The organism is Pseudomonas putida, from assembly GCF_028682475.1.
GTDB lineage: Bacteria > Pseudomonadota > Gammaproteobacteria > Pseudomonadales > Pseudomonadaceae > Aquipseudomonas > Aquipseudomonas putida_AG.
Genome location: NZ_JANHLE010000043.1, coordinates 1 through 18705 on the forward strand (window position 1 = coordinate 1; position 18705 = coordinate 18705).

Annotated in this window: 12 protein-coding genes; 2 read left to right on the forward strand and 10 right to left on the reverse strand. The window is 61.1% G+C overall.

Going from position 1 to position 18705, the window contains the following annotated elements:
* Positions 1–119: hypothetical protein (locus tag NPS47_RS25910; RefSeq protein WP_425313552.1), on the forward strand; the 119-nt coding region annotated here is incomplete at its 5' end.
* Positions 120–288: 169 nt separating this feature from the next.
* On the opposite strand, the gene NPS47_RS23840 is transcribed toward NPS47_RS25910, so the two are convergent.
* The 10 genes from NPS47_RS23840 to NPS47_RS23885 all read right to left on the reverse strand — a co-directional run bounded on the left by NPS47_RS23840 (position 289) and on the right by NPS47_RS23885 (position 15710).
* Positions 289–1431, reverse strand: a complete 1143-nt coding sequence (locus tag NPS47_RS23840; protein ID WP_274297199.1) for an acyl-CoA dehydrogenase family protein — start codon at positions 1429–1431, stop codon at positions 289–291.
* 51 nt (positions 1432–1482) lie between these two features.
* The gene (locus NPS47_RS23845; protein WP_274297200.1) at positions 1483–2514 is read right to left on the reverse strand and encodes a DUF1254 domain-containing protein; all 1032 of its coding nucleotides are present in this window, start codon (positions 2512–2514) and stop codon (positions 1483–1485) included.
* 18 nt (positions 2515–2532) lie between these two features.
* Positions 2533–3984: a DUF1254 domain-containing protein gene (locus NPS47_RS23850; protein ID WP_274297201.1), complete on the reverse strand. Its 1452-nt coding sequence runs from the start codon at positions 3982–3984 to the stop codon at positions 2533–2535.
* A gap of 100 nt (positions 3985–4084) precedes the next feature.
* Positions 4085–5260 (reverse strand): thiolase C-terminal domain-containing protein, encoded by a 1176-nt coding sequence (locus tag NPS47_RS23855; RefSeq protein ID WP_274297202.1) that lies wholly within the window; start codon positions 5258–5260, stop codon positions 4085–4087.
* Between the two features lie 113 nt (positions 5261–5373).
* Positions 5374–7188: an SDR family oxidoreductase gene (locus NPS47_RS23860; RefSeq protein WP_274297203.1), complete on the reverse strand. Its 1815-nt coding sequence runs from the start codon at positions 7186–7188 to the stop codon at positions 5374–5376.
* A gap of 62 nt (positions 7189–7250) precedes the next feature.
* On the reverse strand, positions 7251–8396 hold the full coding sequence (locus NPS47_RS23865) for an acyl-CoA dehydrogenase family protein (RefSeq protein ID WP_274297204.1): 1146 nt from the start codon (positions 8394–8396) through the stop codon (positions 7251–7253).
* A 262-nt stretch (positions 8397–8658) separates the two neighbouring features.
* Positions 8659–11352, reverse strand: a complete 2694-nt coding sequence (locus tag NPS47_RS23870) for a helix-turn-helix transcriptional regulator (RefSeq protein WP_274297205.1) — start codon at positions 11350–11352, stop codon at positions 8659–8661.
* 92 nt (positions 11353–11444) lie between these two features.
* The gene (locus NPS47_RS23875; protein ID WP_274297206.1) at positions 11445–12878 is read right to left on the reverse strand and encodes a DUF1254 domain-containing protein; all 1434 of its coding nucleotides are present in this window, start codon (positions 12876–12878) and stop codon (positions 11445–11447) included.
* A 62-nt stretch (positions 12879–12940) separates the two neighbouring features.
* Entirely contained in the window at positions 12941–14356 is a 1416-nt protein-coding gene (locus NPS47_RS23880; RefSeq protein WP_274297207.1) for a DUF1254 domain-containing protein, read from the reverse strand.
* 103 nt (positions 14357–14459) lie between these two features.
* Positions 14460–15710: an acyl-CoA dehydrogenase family protein gene (locus tag NPS47_RS23885; protein WP_274297208.1), complete on the reverse strand. Its 1251-nt coding sequence runs from the start codon at positions 15708–15710 to the stop codon at positions 14460–14462.
* 223 nt (positions 15711–15933) lie between these two features.
* Here NPS47_RS23885 and NPS47_RS23890 point away from each other — a divergent pair, with 223 nt between their 5' ends.
* Positions 15934–18636, forward strand: coding sequence for a LuxR C-terminal-related transcriptional regulator (locus NPS47_RS23890; protein WP_274297209.1), 2703 nt, complete (start codon positions 15934–15936; stop codon positions 18634–18636).
* Positions 18637–18705 lie beyond the last annotated feature (69 nt).

Here is an 18705-nt window from a genome sequence, read left to right on the forward strand (position 1 = left end):
CGTACGCGAAGAACATCGATAGCATGGCTGCCGACGTTTACCGCTACCTGAGCTTCGACCAGATCGCCGAGTTCCGTGAAGCCGCTGCGAACGCCAAGATTGCGGTTGTTCAAGCGTAAGCTGACTTAGCATGAAAAAACCCCGCCAATTGGCGGGGTTTTTTATTGGACCTGCTTTACAGGCCACCATCTGTGGGAGGAGGCTTCTGTGGGAGCGGGCTTGCCCCGCGATTGCGTCCTGTCAGCCAAATCGTATCGCGGGGCAAGCCCGCTCCCACCGACAACGGCCTTACAGCGTACGGGCCACCAGTTCGAGCATAATCTCGTTGGCGCCTCCGTAAATCCGGCACACTCGACTGTCCAGGTAATGCCGGGCCACTGGGTACTCGAGCATGTAACCATTGCCACCGTGCAGCTGCAGGCACTGGTCGACGACCTTGCTGTACAGCTCCGAGCAAAATAGCTTGGCGGCAGCAGCGGCCTCACTGCTCAGTTCATGCGTCAAACACAACTGCATGCAACGATCGACATAGGCCTGGCCGAGGGTTATCTCGGTTTTGAGTTCGGCCAGCCTGAAACGCGAATTCTGGAAGTCGATGATCGGCTTGCCGAACACGCTGCGACCGCGGGTGTAGTCGATGGTGTGGTCGAGCACAGCTTGAGCGCCGCTGATACTGAAGATGGCAATAGCCAGACGCTCCCAGGCCAGCTCTTTCATCAGTTGAACGAAACCCAAGCCTGGCACGCCTCCGAGGATGTTGTCTTTGGGGACGCGTACATCCTCGAAGAACACCATGGTGGTGTCTTGTGCGTGCAGCCCGACCTTCTTCAACGGCCTGGATTTGCTGACGCCAGCACGTTCGGCCTCGACCAGTATCAGGGAAATGTCCTGGGAGCCCTTGCCGCTGTTGCCGGTCTTGGCCACCACCACGATGAGGTCACTGTTGGTGCCGTTGGAAATGAATGTCTTGGCGCCATTGATTATGTACTCATCGCCATCGAGCACGGCGCGGGTCTTGATCGCCTGCAGATCGGAGCCGGTATCAGGCTCGGTCATCGCCACTGCGGCGATGGCTTGGCCGCTGGCCATTTTCGGTAACCAGTGCTGTTGCTGTGCTGACGTGGCGAAATTGATCAGGTAACCGGCGCATATGTCATGCACGGAAAAACCATTCAAGCCACTGGCGTTGACCCGGGCGATCTCTTCGTAAACGACCATCGAAAAACGCCGATCCAGCCCCAGGCCACCCAGGTCCTGCGGGGTTGTGGCATTGAGCAGGCCCAACTCGCCAGCGCGGCGCCAGAAACTACGGGGCACACAATGGTCCTGCTCCCATTGCTCATGAAACGGCATGCACGCTTCAGCCAGAAAGCGGCGCACGGTACTACGGAATGCTTCAAGTTCATGATCGAACAGAATACGCGGAATCATGGAATCTCCTCAGGGCGCGATGCGGGGGCCGACGCCGTCGGCCAGGTAGGGTCAACGGATCGGCGTTGCCTCAGGGAAGTGCCAGGTGCCAGACAGAATCGCCTCGCCAGGCTGGTACAACCTGACCATGTAGTTCCAGCCCGGCAGGGTTGGCAGGCAATTGGCGATCTTGCCGTCACAGCCACCGAACTGGACGGTGACCGCACCGTCGCGGTCTTTTTCGGCAGTCAGGTTGTTCAGGGTATAGGCGTTGTAGGGGTTTTTCTCGAAGTAACCGGCGCCGTTGTAGACACTCACCGACCAGAAGGCATTGACCGGGACATCCTTGACCTTGAAGCGGTGTACCACCGAGCCGTCGTTTTGCGCCGGGGTGATGTTCAGGTACAGCGCATCCTTTTCCGGGTTACCACCCCAGGCTGCGGCGCTACCGAGCAGGTGGCGGACCGGATCGACCTGGTCCTGGCGTCCGAACATGCCTCGCGAGTCGGGCACGGTGGCTGCCAGCGCCAGTAGCGCGGCACGCACTTTGTCCTGGCTGGCCGGGTCCCAGGCCGGCATCTCGAATTTCCCCGCGCCACCCTCCTGGCGAACCTTGATGGCGTCCTGCAAGGCATGAGCGGCCTGAACGTCCTTGGCATCATTGGGATTGACCATGGTGCGCACGCCCAGCACCACATAGCGCGAGCCAACGTCCTGCTTGCTGTAGGTGTAGCTGCCGGCCTTGTACACCACGCCCGGGGTGTTCTCATGCTCATTGATCGCGATCATCGAGAAATAGCGGCCGCCGCTGTCGGGCAAGGTGACGGTAACCGGGCCGGCGTCAAGGTCGAAAACTGCCGAGGAATATAAGGTGTCGCGGTTGAGGCGCACCACCGGCTGCATTTCGATGGGCACCAGTTGACGGTTGTGGGTGAACTGGCCAAAGCCGCCCCTGCTCACCACCGTGGAAAAAAACCGGGTGGACTCGGCACGGGCGAAATTGTCGACGGTCACCGTGTTCTTGACCGGTGTTTGCGCCTGCAGCATGGCATGGGCGGTCAGCGCCGTGGTGACGGCGGCAATCTTGATGATGGGCTTGAGCATGAACGTTCCTCGTTCTGGTTATTGTTGTTGGACTTTGGCCACCGGCTCGCTGCTGCCAGTTTTAAGCAGTGCTGGCTTTTTCCATGAGCCATCGAGCGCCTCGGACTTGGGCCAGTACAACCGGCCGACCACTACGAACGGGCCGGCGGGGGCCGGCAGCCAGTTGCTTTGTTTGCCCTTGCCTGGCGAGTCGTGCTGGATGTACAGCGTCAGGCCACCATCGGCGTCACGCTTGAGGTCTTCGAGCATCGACGAGTTGACCAGGTAGCGGTTGATCGGGTTGTCCACCAACAGCAGCGAGGGCAGTTGATACAGCGTCAGTGACCAGAAGGCGTTGACCGGCGGTAACTGGCCGGGGGCAAAACGCAGAACATACTGGTTACCGGCACCGTTGAGCCGCTGTCCGTCGGCACTGTGGAAATACGAAGGATAGATTGCCTCCTCCTTGGAGTTGCCATAGATGCCCAGCGCTGTGCCACGCATGCGGTACAGGTAGTTGTTGTTCAGCGACACCCTGTCGCCGAGCAGGTCGCCGCTGGTCAGTTCTCCGCTGGCGATCTGCGTGTCCAGCTGCGCACTGGCCTGCCAGGCATCGGCGATGCCCTGGACAACCGCCTGGCGAATCTGCGGCGCCAGCGCCTGGTCATCGAAGCGCTGCCCCGGAACAATGCCGAGCCTGGCGAAGCGCTGGCGCAACGCCTGCTCGGACGGATGAGTCGGGCAAAACTGCAGGATAAAATTCAACTGGTTGAAAAAAGCTGGCGAGCTACGCACCTGCCCGGCGTCGAGCGGTTCGAGGAAGTCGATTGCGGCAGGCGCAGGCGGAGCCGGTTGGCCGGTAAATGCCGATAACGGCTGCACCTTGTAGCCCGCCTGAATGCGTTTGACGTTATCGATATCCTGCGCATCAAACAGTTGCGTGCGGTAGAAAACGTAGGCGAACTGGGTCTCTGAACGAAACACCGCCTTGATACCGGCCGGTGTTTCGCCCTTCCAGTCAGGCCCGGCCAGCAGGTAATTACCCGCAGCATTGCCGGTGGTGCGGGTTCCGATGTAAGCGAAGTTGTGCGTGTAGGCGTCGACCAGCTGCGCGGTGTAATAGCGCCCCTCGTCCACCGCAGGCATGCTTAGCACCAGCGGTTCGGCACGCAGGTCGGCACCGATGAAAGAGTACGGTGTATCCGAATTGGCGGTCTGGATTGCCTTGTCGTTCGGGGTATAAACCCGCGCCTCATTGTGCACCTGGTTCCACGGCCCCTTGAATTCCTTGTTGCTGCGGTCTTCGAAGTAGGCATGCTGAACACGGTAGTTATCGACCAGCGGGAAGCCATAGATGTAGGCGTCCCTGGCAATCGCCCGCGCCTCCTCCGGCGCCAGCGCAACGGCGCCCGCTGCAGTACAGAATGCCATGCCGTACGCCAGGGCAAACACACCGGCGATGCGGGGGAACAGGGAAAACGAAAGCTTCATAGCGGTTTGCCTCATAAACAGCGGTTCGAACGGCTCGCACCCGGCTTGTCGAACTGAATCATGCCGACGCCGGCAACATGGGTTTTACCTCTGCTCAGGCTCAATCGCGGCGATAAAGGGTCACCACACAGGCACCGCCAATGCTGCGGTTGTGCTGCAGGGCGATGCGCGCATTGGCGACCTGGCGCTGTCCTGCCGTACCGCGCAGGTGCCAGACCAGTTCGGCACACTGGGCAAGGCCGGTCGCGCCGAACGGATGGCCCATGGACAACAGGCCACCCGAGGGGTTGATCACCCGGTTGCCACCATAGGTATTGTCGCCATCTTCGATGAGCTTCTCGGCATCCCCTTCGCGGCAAAAACCGAGCGCTTCGTAGAGCAATAGCTCGCTGGCGGTAGAGCAGTCATGCAGCTCGCAGACATCCACTTCCTGTGGGCCGATGCCGGACTGCTCATAGACATTGCTTGCTGCGTCAACATCAAGGTTGTAGCCCAGCGCTGCGGTGGCCGAGTCTGGCTCGAAACGGTCAGACTGTTCGGTGGTCATCGTCTGCGCGGCGATATACACCGGGCGGGTCAGGCCATGTTTGTGCGCAAAGTCATCGGAACACAGCAGCACCGCCGCCGCGCCGCAGGCTGGTAAACAGCACTGCAGGCGACTCAACGGGCTGCAATGGTCGTCCGCCAGCACCTGCTCCAGACTCAACGGATGCCGAAACAAGGCATGGGGATTACGTTGGGCGTGTTCACGGGATTTCACCGCGATCATCGCGAAAGTTTCCTTGCGTGCGCCGTAACGCTGAATGTATTCGTTCGCGGCCTGGGCAAACAACCGTGTGGCAATCGGCACCTCATCCGGGTAGCCGCTTCGTACCCGCTGGACATGGCGGGCCACGGGGGACTCCGGGTCCAGCCAGCGGTGCGCGGCACGCTCGGGCAGCGGCGCTTCAAAGCCAAGCGCCAGCACGCACTCGGCCACGCCATGCTCAATCGCCTGGCGCGCCAGATAAAGTGCCGTCGAGCCACTGCAGGCATGGTTGCTGACATTGATGATCGGGATTCCAGTGAGCCCCAGCTCAGCAACACTACGCTGGCCGGAAAGAGAATCACCGTAAACAAAACCTGCATAGGCCGCTTCGACCTTGCGGTACGCGATTCCGGCGTCCTGCAACGCCTGCCGGGCGGCTTCGGCAGTCATGTCGAAGTAACGGCCACCGGCACCTGGCGCGGTGAAGGCCGTCATCCCGACGCCAATTACATTAACGCGACGATTCATGGTTGTGCTTCTCCTGTTACAGCGATCTGCCGCCCCCGCCCAAGGCAAACGCGGCAGCGTCGTTGCAATCGTGGACCGGCTTACCGCGGTCCACGGCGCTCCTGCCCTGTTGCTCAGGCAGGAACCTTGTCGAAGATCTCCACCACACCGCCCTTGAGCACGGCGACATCTCGCTCCACTGCACGCATCTCGAACACGATCCGGTTGGAAGTTTCACGCCACATGCGGGTTTCCAGGGTGTCACCCGGCATTACAATGGCGGCGAAGCGCACACGGATGCTCTTGAACAAGCGTGAATCGTTATTGCAAAACGCCTTGATGACATGGCGCCCGGCGTAGCCGAAAGTGCACAGACCGTGCAGGAATGGCTTGTCGTAGCCAGCGGCATTGGCATAGTCCGGATCGATGTGCATCGGGTTCCAGTCGCCGCACAGGCGGTACAGCAAGGCCTGGTTGTTATCGGTCTGCTCGGCCACCACGGCATCCGCCGGGCGCTCGGGCAGCGGCGCAATCGGCGCGCTCGGGACTTTCTCCAGGCCGGCACCCGGAACACCACCGTAGAAGCTGGTGATCTCGTTGTAGAACAGCGGCACGCCGTTTTCGTCAGTGGTCTCGACCGCCAGGATCGATACCGAGTTCTTGCCCTTGTCGATGGCCTGCTTCAGGCGCATGGAGTGCTTGAGCTTGGCCGCCGGTGGCAGCGGACGGTACATCTCGGTGTACTGCTCGCCGTGCAGCCCCTTGGCAAACGGCAGCTCCAGGCCTTCAAGGGTAGGCTTGCCAGATTTGATCGCCTGCAGGAAGACCTGTGTCGCCGGCAGCACGGCCATGGTCGGCAGCACCCGGAATTCATCGTTGAATTCATTGACGTAAAGCAGCTCGGTCCGGTCCAGCGGGTCTTTGGCGGCGCCGACGGCCAAAGCGTAGAGTGCCGCATCGTTCTGGGTGTATTCGGTTTCCAGGGTGGACACGGCATTGCTTGCCACTTGCATGTCGACGAACTGATTGCCGCCTTTGGCTGGCGAATCGAGCCGTGCAAACAGTTCGACAAAACCTTCACCGCCATTGTTGTGATGGACGCTGTGTTCGTCGAAGCGGGTAATACGCTCCCAGTTTTCGCGCACCAGTTCCGGGCTCAGGGTGTCGGTGTGCAATACCCGGCCCTGGGAACGTTCCCAGCGGAACTTGGCGTGGAAACCGCCACCCACTTCGAACACGCCACCGTTTTCCGGGCAGTCTTCGTGACACAACCAGCCCACCAGCGGCGCGACATGCTCGGAAGCCAGCTTGGCATGCACATCTTCGGGCAGGATGCCGCTGGCAACCACCAGACGGGAAGCGGCGACCGGGGCGATGGTGTTGACACGGATATTTTTCGATGCGCCTTCAAACGCCAGCGACTTGGCCAGACCGATCAAGCCGGATTTGGCCGCCGAATAGTTGCACTGACCGAAGTTGCCGTAGATGCCGGCACCGGAGGCGGTCATGATGATCCGCCCATAGCCTTTTTCCCGCATGATCGGCCATGCCGCATGGGTCAGTTTGAACGCGCCCTTGACGTGCACTTGCTGGATCAGGTCCCACTGCTCTTCGGTCATCTTGGCGAACGAAACGTCGCGCAGGATGCCGGCGTTGTTGACCAGGATATCGACCGTGCCGAACGCTTCCAGCGCCGCCTGGACGATCTTCTCGCCTTCGGTCACCGAGTGGTAATCGGCCACCGCCTGACCACCGGCGGCCTGGATTTCAGCGACCACGGCATCGGCAGCGGCGCTCGACACGCCCAGGCCCTGAAGGTTTACCCCGAGGTCGTTGACCACCACCTTGGCACCGCGGGCGCCCAGCAACAGGGCGTAGGCACGGCCAAGACCGTTACCGGCACCGGTAACGATGGCAACTTTGCCGTCAAAGCGAAGTTCTTCTGACACGATAGATCTCCTCCCGATAGGGATTGGTTGTTTAAGCAGGCTGTACGAGGCGTTGGGTGTGATCAGAGCGTGCGCCCGACCAGCTCTTTCATGATGTCGTTGGCGCCACCGGCAATACGCAGCACGCGGTGATCGAGGTAGTGACGTGCCACCGGGTATTCGAGCATGTAGCCGTTACCGCCATGCAGCTGCAGGCACTGGTCGACCACCCTTGAGTACAGGTCCGAGCACCACAGCTTGGCCGCCGCTGCCGCTTCGGGGGTCAACGCCTGTTGCAGGCACAGTTCCATGCAACGGTCGACACAGGTCTGGCCGACGGTGATCTGCACCTTGAGCTCGGCGAGCTTGAAGCGGCTGTTCTGGAAGTCGAAGATCGGCTTGCCGAACACCGTGCGACTTTTGGTGTATTCCAGGGTGTGTTCGAGCACTGCCTGGGCGCCGGCAATACTGCTGATGGCAATGTTCAGACGTTCCCAGGGCAACTCTTTCATCAGCTGGATAAAGCCTTGCCCCGGCACGCCCCCGAGCAGGTTTTGCTTCGGTACGCGCACGTTGTCGAAAAACAGCGTGGTGGTGTCCTGGGCATGCAATCCCACCTTGCGCAGCGGGCTGGATTTGCTGAAGCCCGCACGGCCGTTTTCGACGATGATCAGCGACGTGTCCTGAGCCCCTTTACCGGTGCTGGCCGTCTTGGCCACGACCACTACAAAATCGCAGTGGGTACCATTGGAGATGAAGGTTTTCGAGCCATTGAGCACATACTCGTCACCCTCCAGCATGGCGCGGGTCTTGATCGCCTGCAGGTCGGAGCCGGTATCGGGCTCGGTCATCGCCACCGCACCGATGGCGGTGCCTGCGGCCATTGCGGGCAACCACTGCTGCTTCTGCTGCTCGGTACCGAAGTTGTTCAAGTAGCCGGCGACAATGTCATGGACGCCAAAACCGATCAGGCCCGAAGAAAGCCCGGCGCGGTAAATCTCCTCGTTGGTGATCATCGAGAACAGCCGGTTCAAGCCCAGGCCACCATATTCCTCGGGGGTGGTGGCATTGAGCAGACCCAGTTCGCCGGAGCGCCGCCAGATCGCGCGAGGAACCAGGTGCTCCTCTTCCCACTGTTCGCGGTGTGGCATGCATTCTTCGATCAGGAAGCGCCGCACGGTGCTGCGAAATGCCTCATGTTCATGAGCAAACAGGGTGCGTGCAATCATGGCGTTTCTCCTCGACACAGTAGCTATGCGCCGGTGGCTACCGGCTGGATGGACATCACGATAAGGAAAAGCACCTGAGCTACACGCCCCCTCACGGCGGGGGGGAAAATGTCCGCCGCTGCTGACGGCCCGGCACCTCCCCGAAAAAAGGGGGCGGCAACCTGCACTGCTGTCCCTAAGCTGCAATGGCTGCGAGCTGGCGAGCTACCCGGTCATTGCCGTCCACGCAACGGCGATGTCGGGTTGCTCTGCGGTGCCGTACTCACGGCAGCAAAGCACGGCGGCGCGCCCAGGACACGGCGTCATAGCGACTGGACACACTTGCCTTGTAGTAAATGTTCTTCAGATTCCATTTCACCGTTTCCAGGGAAATGTTCAGTGTCAGCGCCACTCGCTTGTTGCTCATGGCCTGTCCGATCAACTGCAGAATCGCCAGTTCCCGCGGGGTCAACCGCGACTGCGCCGCCGCGTCAGCCTTGGTGCCCGCAACCGTCCCGTCTTCACCGTAGCCAAAGCCGGACAACAGCCCCGTCAGATACCCCCTGAGTGAACTGTCCGGCGCATCCGCAAGTACCAACGTCGCCAACAATTTGCTCAACGGCGCACCCTCATCGAGAAAGGTACGCACCAGCCCAAGGCGGTTTCCGGTTTCAAGTGCCTTGGTGAGCAGATGGTCGGCCGCCTGCTGCTGCTCAAGGTTGGCCTGGGCGATAGCCATCAACAGCTGGGTGGTCACCCCCAGCTGTCCTCGCAGATATTTCTGCGCGTAGTCTCCCACCCGCTCCAATTGTTCCAGCGCTTGTCCGGGAGCATTGCTGGCCAACAGCAACCGCGCCTTGGCGAGGGCGACCATTGCCGGTATTTCGGCGCGAAAGCCGGCCGCGTCCGGGTACGCCTGACCCAGCCCTTCAAGCCGGCAGACGTGGGCCTGAGCGCTGCTCAGGTCATTGTCGAGCACGGCAATACGCACCTGCTCAGCAAGGCAATGCACCAAGGGCCGATCCAGGCCGATACTGCAGAAGTGCCGCCCTTGTCGTTCCAGAAAGGCTTGTGCCGCCGCAGGCGATTCCTGCAGCAGATCCAGCCGTGCCCGGCAAATACTGGCGCGCATCATCGAGTCGGGCATGGTCCACTGCAGCAGGCCGTTGCGGTTGGCCAGAATCTCGCGCGCTTCATCGATACGATTGAGTTCGCAATAGACTTCTGCAAGCATGGCCGCGCCGACATACGCACTGGCCGAACGGTGTCCATGCACCGCCACGGCCCGCGTCAACAGTGCCGCCCCCAAGCGCTCGGCATCGCCCATACGCCCTGCCATCAGGCTGCACAACCCTCGTGTGCCTTCGGCCAGCAGGGCCATTTCGTCATCGCGATCGGCCTCCGGTACCGGATTCTCGTCAAGGCTGCGCAACGCGTCGCTGTGCCTGCCAGCCGCAGAGTAGGCAAGCGCCAGCAAAGCCGGCGGACCATAGCGCATGACAGAGTAGTCATCGGCCAGGGGCCGGAACCTTCTGAGCAACTCAATGACCGGCTCGGTATTGTCCTGCTGTACCAGAATTGCCGCTTGAATCAGCGGCAGACGAAACTCCACATCGTCACCCCGGGCGACGCCGCTGCGTTGAAACTGTGTCAACCACGCTTGCGCTTTCACCGGCCTTGCGGTCAAGGCGTAGGCCAGGCAGCCGATGAAGAACAGGCGCGGGTGGGAGAACAGTACATTCTGTGGCAGCCGATCCAGCAGGCGCAGCATCGGGCTCAGTTGATCCAGGCTCCAGCTGGTCGGTGCCGAACGCTCGATCACGGCAATGGCAAATCGCAGGTCGGCGCCTAACGTGGCGTGGCGCACCGCTTCAGCCAACAGATTGCGTTCGGCGAACCAGCGCGCGGCACGCTGATGCAACTGGGCGATGTCCTGCTTGCTGCGCTGCAACAGACGGGTGGAAAGAAATTCGTTGAACAACGGATGGAAGCGGTACCAGGGCAAGCGATCATCCGCTTCGACGCGAAAGATCAGCAGGTTCTCTTCCTCGAGTCTTTTGAGCAGCTTTTGCGCTGTGCCATCGCCCGTGACCGCCTCGGCCAGCGACGCGCTGAAGCGCCGGCAAATGCTGATCGACTCCATGAAGTCCACCACTTGCGGTGGAAGATGGGCCATCACATCTTCGGCCAGGTAACTCTGCAGGTCATCGGAGCGCCAACCCAGTTCGCGCAGCGTTGCACGGGCGTCCGGGTGGTTGCGCAACAGAATGACGATCAGCTGCAGTGTGGCTGGCCAACCGCTGGTCAGCTCATGGAGCAAGTGGATCTCTTCCTCATTGAGCTTCAGGGCGACCAGGTTTCTTTCCAGGAAGGCCCGCGTTTCACCTGGTTCAAAGGGCAAGCCGGCGCAGTCGGGCTCCACCACTTGCCCCATTAAACGCAAGCGGCTGAGGCTCAAGGGTGGTTGCACGCGAGCCGCGATGACAAAATGCAGATTGGCCGGACTGTGATCGAGCAGCTTTTGCATCAGCCGGTGCGAGCGTGGATCGCCAACATGCTGGTAGTCGTCAAGCACCAGGAACAGTTCTTTGTTGATGCTGCTGGCGCCCTCCACTATCGCCGCTACGACATCATCGATCGATTCGCTGCTGGCGCCTTCCAGCGGGGTACCCAGATCAATTGTCACGCCAAGCCGTTGCAATGCGCCGCGCAAGTAAACAAAGAAGGTAGACAGGTATTTGTCGTCGGCACTGAGCGACAGCCAGGCCACTTCCGCTCCCGCACGCATCATGGTCTGGCGCCACTGCACCAGCAGCGTAGTCTTGCCAAAACCCGGGCTGCCTACAACCAGGCCGACGGTGCAACGCTCGAGCTGCTGCAATTGCTCAACCAGCTTTTCCCGGGGGATCGACAGGGTGCCGATGCGGGGGGGGACGAGCTTGGTCGATACCAGCAGCTTGTCGTTATGTACTTCCACTTCAGACCTCCGGTTTCTCTGCCCGTTTGCCGTCAATCTGCAAAACGCCCCGCACGGGTGCAGTCACCTCGTGTGGGGCGCAATTGCGTTGGTCAGTTCAGGCGTTGCACCGCTGGCGGTGCCCAGGTACCGGCAAGCACTTCGCTGCGCGGCCAGTACAGGCGCAGCATCAAGGTGAACGCGGCCCCCGACACCGGTAACCAGTTCGCTTCTTTGCCGGCGCCGGGTGAGTCGGCCTGGATGTACAGGTCAAGGGAGCCGTCAGCGTTCATCACCAGCTTGTCGCGATCCCCCAGGGCCTGGCGCTTTAGCGCATTGGGCATGAAGTAGCCCTCGGCGTCATAGGCAGTCAGCGACCAGAAGGCATGGACCGGCGGCAGTTGCGCTTTGCTCAGGTGCAAAACGTAGCGCTGACTGCCGTCCAGCGGCCGACCGTCACTGTCCACCGTCAGCGACGGATAGACCGCGTCCTGGGGCAGGTTCAAGCCCAGTGCGTAATAAGCCACCGCAGCCCTTTCCCGGTAGTTGGCGCCATAGGCACCGCCGCTCAGGGTGTAAGTCCAACCCTGGCCCCCTGCCCCTGCCGCCTTGTGCCCGAGCGTCTGGACCAACAACTTGCCATCGGCCGTGGCACGGCTGAACGCTTGTTGAATCGCCGGTGCCGCCGCGTTGAGGTCGAATGCCTTGCCAGCCTGCAAGCCCACGCGTTCCAGACGATGGAGCATCGGATAATCAAGCGACCCTGGCGGGTTGTCTTTGAGCAGATCGGCAAAGCGCGCGAAGAACACCTCCGGCGGCATGTTTTCGATCTGCACACGCGGCCGGGTGGTCATATCAATGGCCGGGTCGACCCTGTGTTTGGGCGCAACGTAGTCGCCCTTGCCCCAGGCGGACAGTGGCACGACTTTGTAGCCCTGCTGGATCTTGTGAACGTTCTCAAAGTCGGCCACCCCATTGGTCTGGGTGCGACCGCCGACCACCGCGATGCGCGTCGGGCTGCGAATGATCTCCAGGCCCTCCGGGGCCTGCCCCTGCCAGCGCGGCCCGACCAGCAGAAATTCGCGCTGGGTATTGGCTCCGGTGGTACGCGTGCCGGGTACGGCGAACACATCGGTCCACAGACTCTGCAAAGTCAGCATGAAGTAGCGGTCGGTTGCCGGGACCGTCAACACCAGCGGCTGCGCCTCAAGGTCAAGGTTGGCCATTGAGTACAGCGTATCGACGTTGGGCCGCACGACCACCTTGAAGTCTGCTGGCGCAAAGGCACTGGCATGGCTGAACTGGTTGAACGGCGCCTGGCCCAGACGCCCGGTTGGCTCGGCGACGTTGGTCAGCTGCATCTGGGTGGTGTACTGCAGCATGAACGGAAAGGCATAGACATACGCCTCTTTGGCAATCTCGTAGGCTTCCTGCTCGGAGATCTCCTGCGCCGAGGCCGATACGGGCCAGAGCAATGCCAAGATCGCCGTGCCGAGAGCGGCACGGGTCAACGTGCGCCATGTGGTGAGTGAAGAGCGGATATTCATTGTTTTTTCTCCGTACTTTCTTCTTTACGTCAACAGCAAATAAAGGTGTGCAGCGCTCAGGATCATTCCAGCCGTTTTACCGCCGGAGGCACCCAGCTACCGTCACGCACCGCAGGCTGCGGCGAGTACAGACGCATCGCCAGGTTGAAAGCACCGGCTGGCGCGGGTAGCCAGTTGGCGGCCTTTTCTGCGCCCGGAGCGCTGTGCTGGATGACCAGGTCGAGCGAACCGTCCGGGTTGTACTTCAGCGGGTCGCGATCACCGACAGCAAAGCGATTGATCGGGTTGGCCACTTGAAAACCGTCGTTGTCGTACAGCGTCACCGACCAGAATGCGTCCACTGGCGGCAACTGGTGCTTGTCGAAATGCAGCACATAGCGGTTCGCGCCGCTATACGGCTGGCCGTCACCGTCGGTGAAGGAACTTGGCGAGACGGTGTCTTCCACCAGGTTGATACCCAGGCCGACCATGCTGGCAATCGCACGTTTCCTGTAGGCGGTACCGTAGGTGCCTACGCCTTCCAGGGAATAACTCCAGCCGTTGATACGGGTACCCAAGCCTTGCTTGAACGCCGCGATCATTTCGGCCTGCGCATCTCTGGCAGCGGTATTGAGGGTCTCGATACGTGCTGGGCTAAGCGTGGCGCTCGAAAATGGCTCACCCGCTTGCAGGCCAATCTGCTGCAGACGCAAAAGCATCGGGTAGTCGCTGGCGTGCGCTGGATAGGCCTGCATCAAGGTAGCCAGACGCCCGAGCATGGCGACGCCGTCCAGCGCCATCACCTGACGCACCGGCGGTGTCTTGTCATCAACCGCCGGATCGACCGCCTGAGCCGGCATCGCGGCGCCAGATTTGCCCCATCGGCTAAGCGGCGTCAGGGTGTAGCCGTCCTGCAGTGCGTGCACCGCGGCATAATCGGCCGGGCCATTGGTCTGGGTGCGTCCCAGAATCCAGACACTGGAAGTGGGCGCCACAATCTTCTCTACACCCGGCGGCAACGTACCGTTCCAGCCTGGCGCGACGATGGCGAAATTGGCAGCCCGCTCGCCGAGGGTGCGGGTACCGACCACAGCGAAGACTTCAGTCCACATATCCAGCATCGGCAACAGGTAAAGCCGTTTGCTCGCACCGGGCACCGAGAGGATCACCGGCTCGCGGGCCACATCAAGCCAGGCAGGCGAATACAGGGTGTCGAAATTAAGCCGTACCACATCCCGCGTATCGGCCTTGGGGTACGCGCGGGCATGCGCGAACTGGTTGACCGGTGCCCGCATGGGAACGCTCAGGTTATCGGGTACGTTGGTGACCTGACGCCGGGTCGCGTCCATGGTGACGATTGGATAGGCAAAGAAATACGCTTCCTTGGCGATCTCATAGGCCTGTGCTTCGCTAATCGCTTGCGCCGATTGTACCTGGGCAGCAGCGGCCAACAACCCCGCTGCGGCCCAGCCGGTCAATACGCGCTTGATCCTTGTCATGCCGATATATCCCCTTCTTATTGTTATGGGGTGGTAGCAGAAACTGATTCCGGCTCGTGTCACAAAGCGCCCGCTGAAATGCCGGGCGCCTGCAACTCCGGTGTCAGGAAGCCAGCTTGTCGTTGTCGATCAACAGCGCGCCGCCCTTGATCGCCAGCATTTCGTTACAGCCATCGGCAATCAGCGCCGGACGTGCGTCACGGAATAGCTTTTCCACCGGATACTCGCTGGTGATGCCATTGCCGCCGAAAATCTGGATGGCATCGCTGGCAAGCTCGAACGCGGTCTGGGTGGAGGTGATCTTGGTCGCGATCGAACCCTGCAGCGCCGGTGCAGGTGCGCTGGCGTTGAACAGGACCGCGCGGTGATTCAGAGCGCGCGCCGCTTCCAGCTTGCGGAACATATGGAACAGCCGCTGGCGCACGCTCTGATGTTCAATAATGGCCACGCCGCCCTGGCGGCGCTGGTGGGCATAACCCAGTGCATGTTCATAGGCGGCACGTGCGCATCCCAGCCAGATGCTGCCCATCAAGGCGTTGCCGTCGCACAGCACGGCATTGGTGACAAACTCATACTCATCGGGAGCGGCCAGCAGATGGTCACGGGGGATGCGTACTTCATCGAAAAAGATTTCGCCCTGGGGCAGTGTGCGCTGACCCAGTTTATCGAGCGGTTTACCGCGCGAGACCCCCTTGATGTCGAGCGGCACCAGCACCACACAGCGCTTCATTTCACCGCTGCCATCGTCATAGGCGGTGCACAGCACGCACAATTGAGCGATCGGGCCGGCCGACACCCAGGCCGCTTTCTGGCCATGCACGACAAGTTCATCGCCATCGGGTTTGACCACGCAGTTTGGCCGCCCGTAACGCCCGCCCGGTGCCGCACAGGCGCCACCGAAGTCAACCATGTCACTGCCATGATCCGGCTCGGTGATGCCCCAGCAGCCGATCCGCGAACCTTCGGGATAGCGCTCCAGCAGGTCGTGACGCCCCAGGTGATTGAGCACCATCGACGGCGCCATCGCCACGCCCATCAGGCAGGCCAGCCCCGCATCGCCCCAGCCGAACTCTTCAAACAACAGCGGCAGCAGCCGGCCACGTTCCTGTGGCTCCAGACTGAACAGGCTTTCTGCGGTCAAGCCCAGCGAGGCAGCCTGGGCAAACACCTGCCACAGCTCCGACTCCGGGGCGACGACCTGTTCTGCGCTCAAGCGGTCCAGCCGTTCGCCAATCGGACGCATGACCGTTTCGGCAAAACGCCGCACGTTAGCCTGCAACGTAGACTCCATTTCAGACAACGGAGACTCGAGACCGGTCAGCCCCAGGCTGACCTGCAAATTGACGGTGGACATACTGCGCCTCTTCTATGAGTCGGTGGTATCGTGGAGCGATGCCACAAGCAGTGTGCGGCTCGCGTGTTCAAGGACATCCTTGCACCCGACCCTGCCCCGGACAATCACTCCGTCGGGCGATACCGCCACTCACCCTTGCCTCACCCTGCACCGGCAGGTAGCACAATGAGCCGCGGATTGACCTGTCCGCTCGATAATAAGAAACACAAAAGGCGCATTTACCGTGGACAACAACCGTTCCTCGCTTCTGGCCACCAAGATTGCTCCGCCCAGCACTCGCCCACGCGGCGCCATAGTCCGTGAGCGCCTGACCGCGCTGGCCGCTGAAGTCGAGTCACACCTGTTGACGCTGGCCAAGGCACCGCCAGGGTTCGGCAAGACCACGCTGGCGCTGACCTGGGCGCAGGCGCTGACCAGCAAGGGATTGCCGGTTGGCTGGCTGTCACTGGACAGTGCCGACGACGATGAGCAGCGCTTTTTCTATTACCTGTATTGGGCCGCGCTCAAGGCGAGCAACGAGACGAGTCTGCTGCAGCAAGTGCATGGCGATATGCACGCCGAAGACCTGCGCAATCTCTTGCTCAACCACATCGCCGATCTCGACGATGAGTTCGTGCTGATCATCGATAACTACCAGTACATCACCCAGCCCGGCGTACACGCCCACCTCGCCTATTTGCTGCAACATGCACCGGCCAACCTGCACCTGGTGCTGCTCACCCAACAGGATGCGCCGTTCTCCCTGGTGCGCCTGCAGATACAGGCCCAAGTGCTGGAACTCAATGCCTCGCTGCTGCGCTTTACCGTTGATGAAGCGAAAGCCTTGCTGGGTGATGGCCATTACTCGGAGAAGGAAATCGCTCAACTGCATGCTGCCACGCACGGCTGGCCTGCCGCCCTGCGACTTGCCATGCTCTCGCCCGCTACCGTCGGCGGCTTCGGCACCCCAGGCACGACACAGCTCAATGCCAGTCAGTTGCTGCAGAACATGATCATCGAGTGGCTCGACAACCTGCCGGCACAGTTGACCGACTTTCTCGAAAAGACCACGGTCGTGGACCGTCTGTGCAGCGACCTGTGTGACGCGTTGACCGGTTACCCGCAAGCCCAGGCGCTGCTCGAATCCCTAGAGCAGCAGCAGTTGCTGATCACCCGGCTGGACGAACACGGCCGTTGGTTCGGTTACCATCAATTGTTGCGTACCGCCCTGAGCGAACGCATGCGCCTTCGCGATCCTGGCCTGGCAGCGTCATTGCACCGCATTGCCAGCCACTGGTTTGCACAGCACGAACTCTGGGAAGAGGCGGTCAAGAACGCCCTGGCCGGCGGCGACATGCCACAGGCGCTGGAGTGGATCGAAGCCTGTGCCATGGCGCTGGTCAGGCGCGGCGACCTGACCACCCTGCTCGCCTGGAAAAACCAGCTCGGCGCCGCGTTCCTGGAGAGCCCGATCAAACTCAAGCTGGCCATTGCCTGGGCCCATGCGCTGACCATCAACAGTGAGGAACACCATGACTTTCTTGACACCATTGAGGCTGAGATCCAGCGCGAAAACCCGCCGACTGCGGCGATCATGCTATGGGAATGCAAAGCGATTCGTGCCGGCTTACTGGGGCTTGCCGATGACACCCAGGGCGCCTTTGGCCTGGCAACCGAATGCGCAGCAGATCCGGTTTCCGATCCCTGGATGATGAATGCCATCCATAATATTTTGCGCTACTGCAACCTCAAGGCTTATCGCTGGGAGGCTTTTTACGCCATACCGAACATTGCCTACGCGCCCGATGAGTCCTCGCGTAACGTACTGAGTCAGATCTACCAGCTGGCGCTGCTCGGCATGGCCAGGTTTGTCCAGCTGCAATTCCATAGCGCCCGGCAGTATCTGGACCAGGCGGTCGAGTTGAGCATCGCCAGTACCGGTGCCGAGTCCTACTTCACTGCGCTGGCGGTACCGTCACTGGCGCGTCTGCAATATGAGCAACTGCAGATCGAAAGTGCCGAACGCCTGCTGGAAAGCCGGCTGGACCTGATCGCGACGGTGTGTACGGTCGACAGCCTGATCAGCGCATTCGTGGTTACCGCCCGCATTGCCCGGCGCCGCAACCAGTTCGAACGCGCCCACGACGTGTTGGCGCGCGCCGAAAAAATCGGTGCCCGGCAGCGCTGGGCAAGGCTTGAGGCTGCCAGTCTGCTGGAACGCCTGCGCCTCTACCTTGAGCAAGACGTGCAAGCAAACAGTCAATCCGCCGCCCTTGATTGCCTGGCAAGACTGGGCCAACTGCAGTCGGCCCAGTCAACGCTGCCCAATGGGGTGCTGGCAGAACTGCAGGATTACTGGTCACTTGCTCAAGGCTACTACGCACTGGCGAGCAAACGCTTCGATGCCGCCATCGCCCGCTTTGCAGGATTACGCGATGCCTCCGGCGCCAAAGGCAACCACTATGTGGCGGTGTGGGCAGGCGCGGCGCTGGCGCTCAGTCACTACCACAATCAGGAAACAGACACCGCGCTGCGCGTATTGTCCACGGTCATCGAACAGGCCGCGCCGGAAGGGATGATGGCCACCCTGCTCGATCAGGGCCCGGAAATGGCAACCTTGCTGCGGCAATTTCGCGATCGGGCACTGAGTGAAGATCTGCACTATGCCCACGCCCATTACCTGGACGCGCTCATCCTCGCCAGCAACCCTGCGCAGCAACCAGCGTCCGGGCCTGACAGCGCCGGGCTCAGCGCCCGTGAGCTGGACATTCTCAAGCTGGTGACGCAATTGAAATCGAACAAGGAAATTTCCCGTAGCCTGGGCATATCGCTCGACACGGTAAAAACCCACATGAAAAACATTTTCGCCAAACTGCAGGTCAGCAAACGCATTGAGGCAGCACGGCGCGCACAAGCCCTGGGACTCATCGCAGAGGATGGCAGTTGAAGCGGCGTTAGGCCGTTCAACCCACGCCCAAACGACAAAAGCGGCGAGCCAACAGGCGCGCCGCTATGT

Excerpts from the sequence above, each read along its gene's own strand:
- NPS47_RS23880 (WP_274297207.1), bottom strand. The coding sequence starts at position 14,356 with ATGACAAGGATCAAGCGCGTATTGACCGGCTGGGCCGCAGCGGGGTTG.
- NPS47_RS23875 (WP_274297206.1), bottom strand. The coding sequence starts at position 12,878 with ATGAATATCCGCTCTTCACTCACCACATGGCGCACGTTGACCCGTGCC.
- NPS47_RS23840 (WP_274297199.1), bottom strand. The coding sequence starts at position 1,431 with ATGATTCCGCGTATTCTGTTCGATCATGAACTTGAAGCATTCCGTAGT.
- NPS47_RS23885 (WP_274297208.1), bottom strand. The coding sequence starts at position 15,710 with ATGTCCACCGTCAATTTGCAGGTCAGCCTGGGGCTGACCGGTCTCGAG.
- NPS47_RS23850 (WP_274297201.1), bottom strand. The coding sequence starts at position 3,984 with ATGAAGCTTTCGTTTTCCCTGTTCCCCCGCATCGCCGGTGTGTTTGCC.
- NPS47_RS23855 (WP_274297202.1), bottom strand. The coding sequence starts at position 5,260 with ATGAATCGTCGCGTTAATGTAATTGGCGTCGGGATGACGGCCTTCACC.
- NPS47_RS23845 (WP_274297200.1), bottom strand. The coding sequence starts at position 2,514 with ATGCTCAAGCCCATCATCAAGATTGCCGCCGTCACCACGGCGCTGACC.
- NPS47_RS23865 (WP_274297204.1), bottom strand. The coding sequence starts at position 8,396 with ATGATTGCACGCACCCTGTTTGCTCATGAACATGAGGCATTTCGCAGC.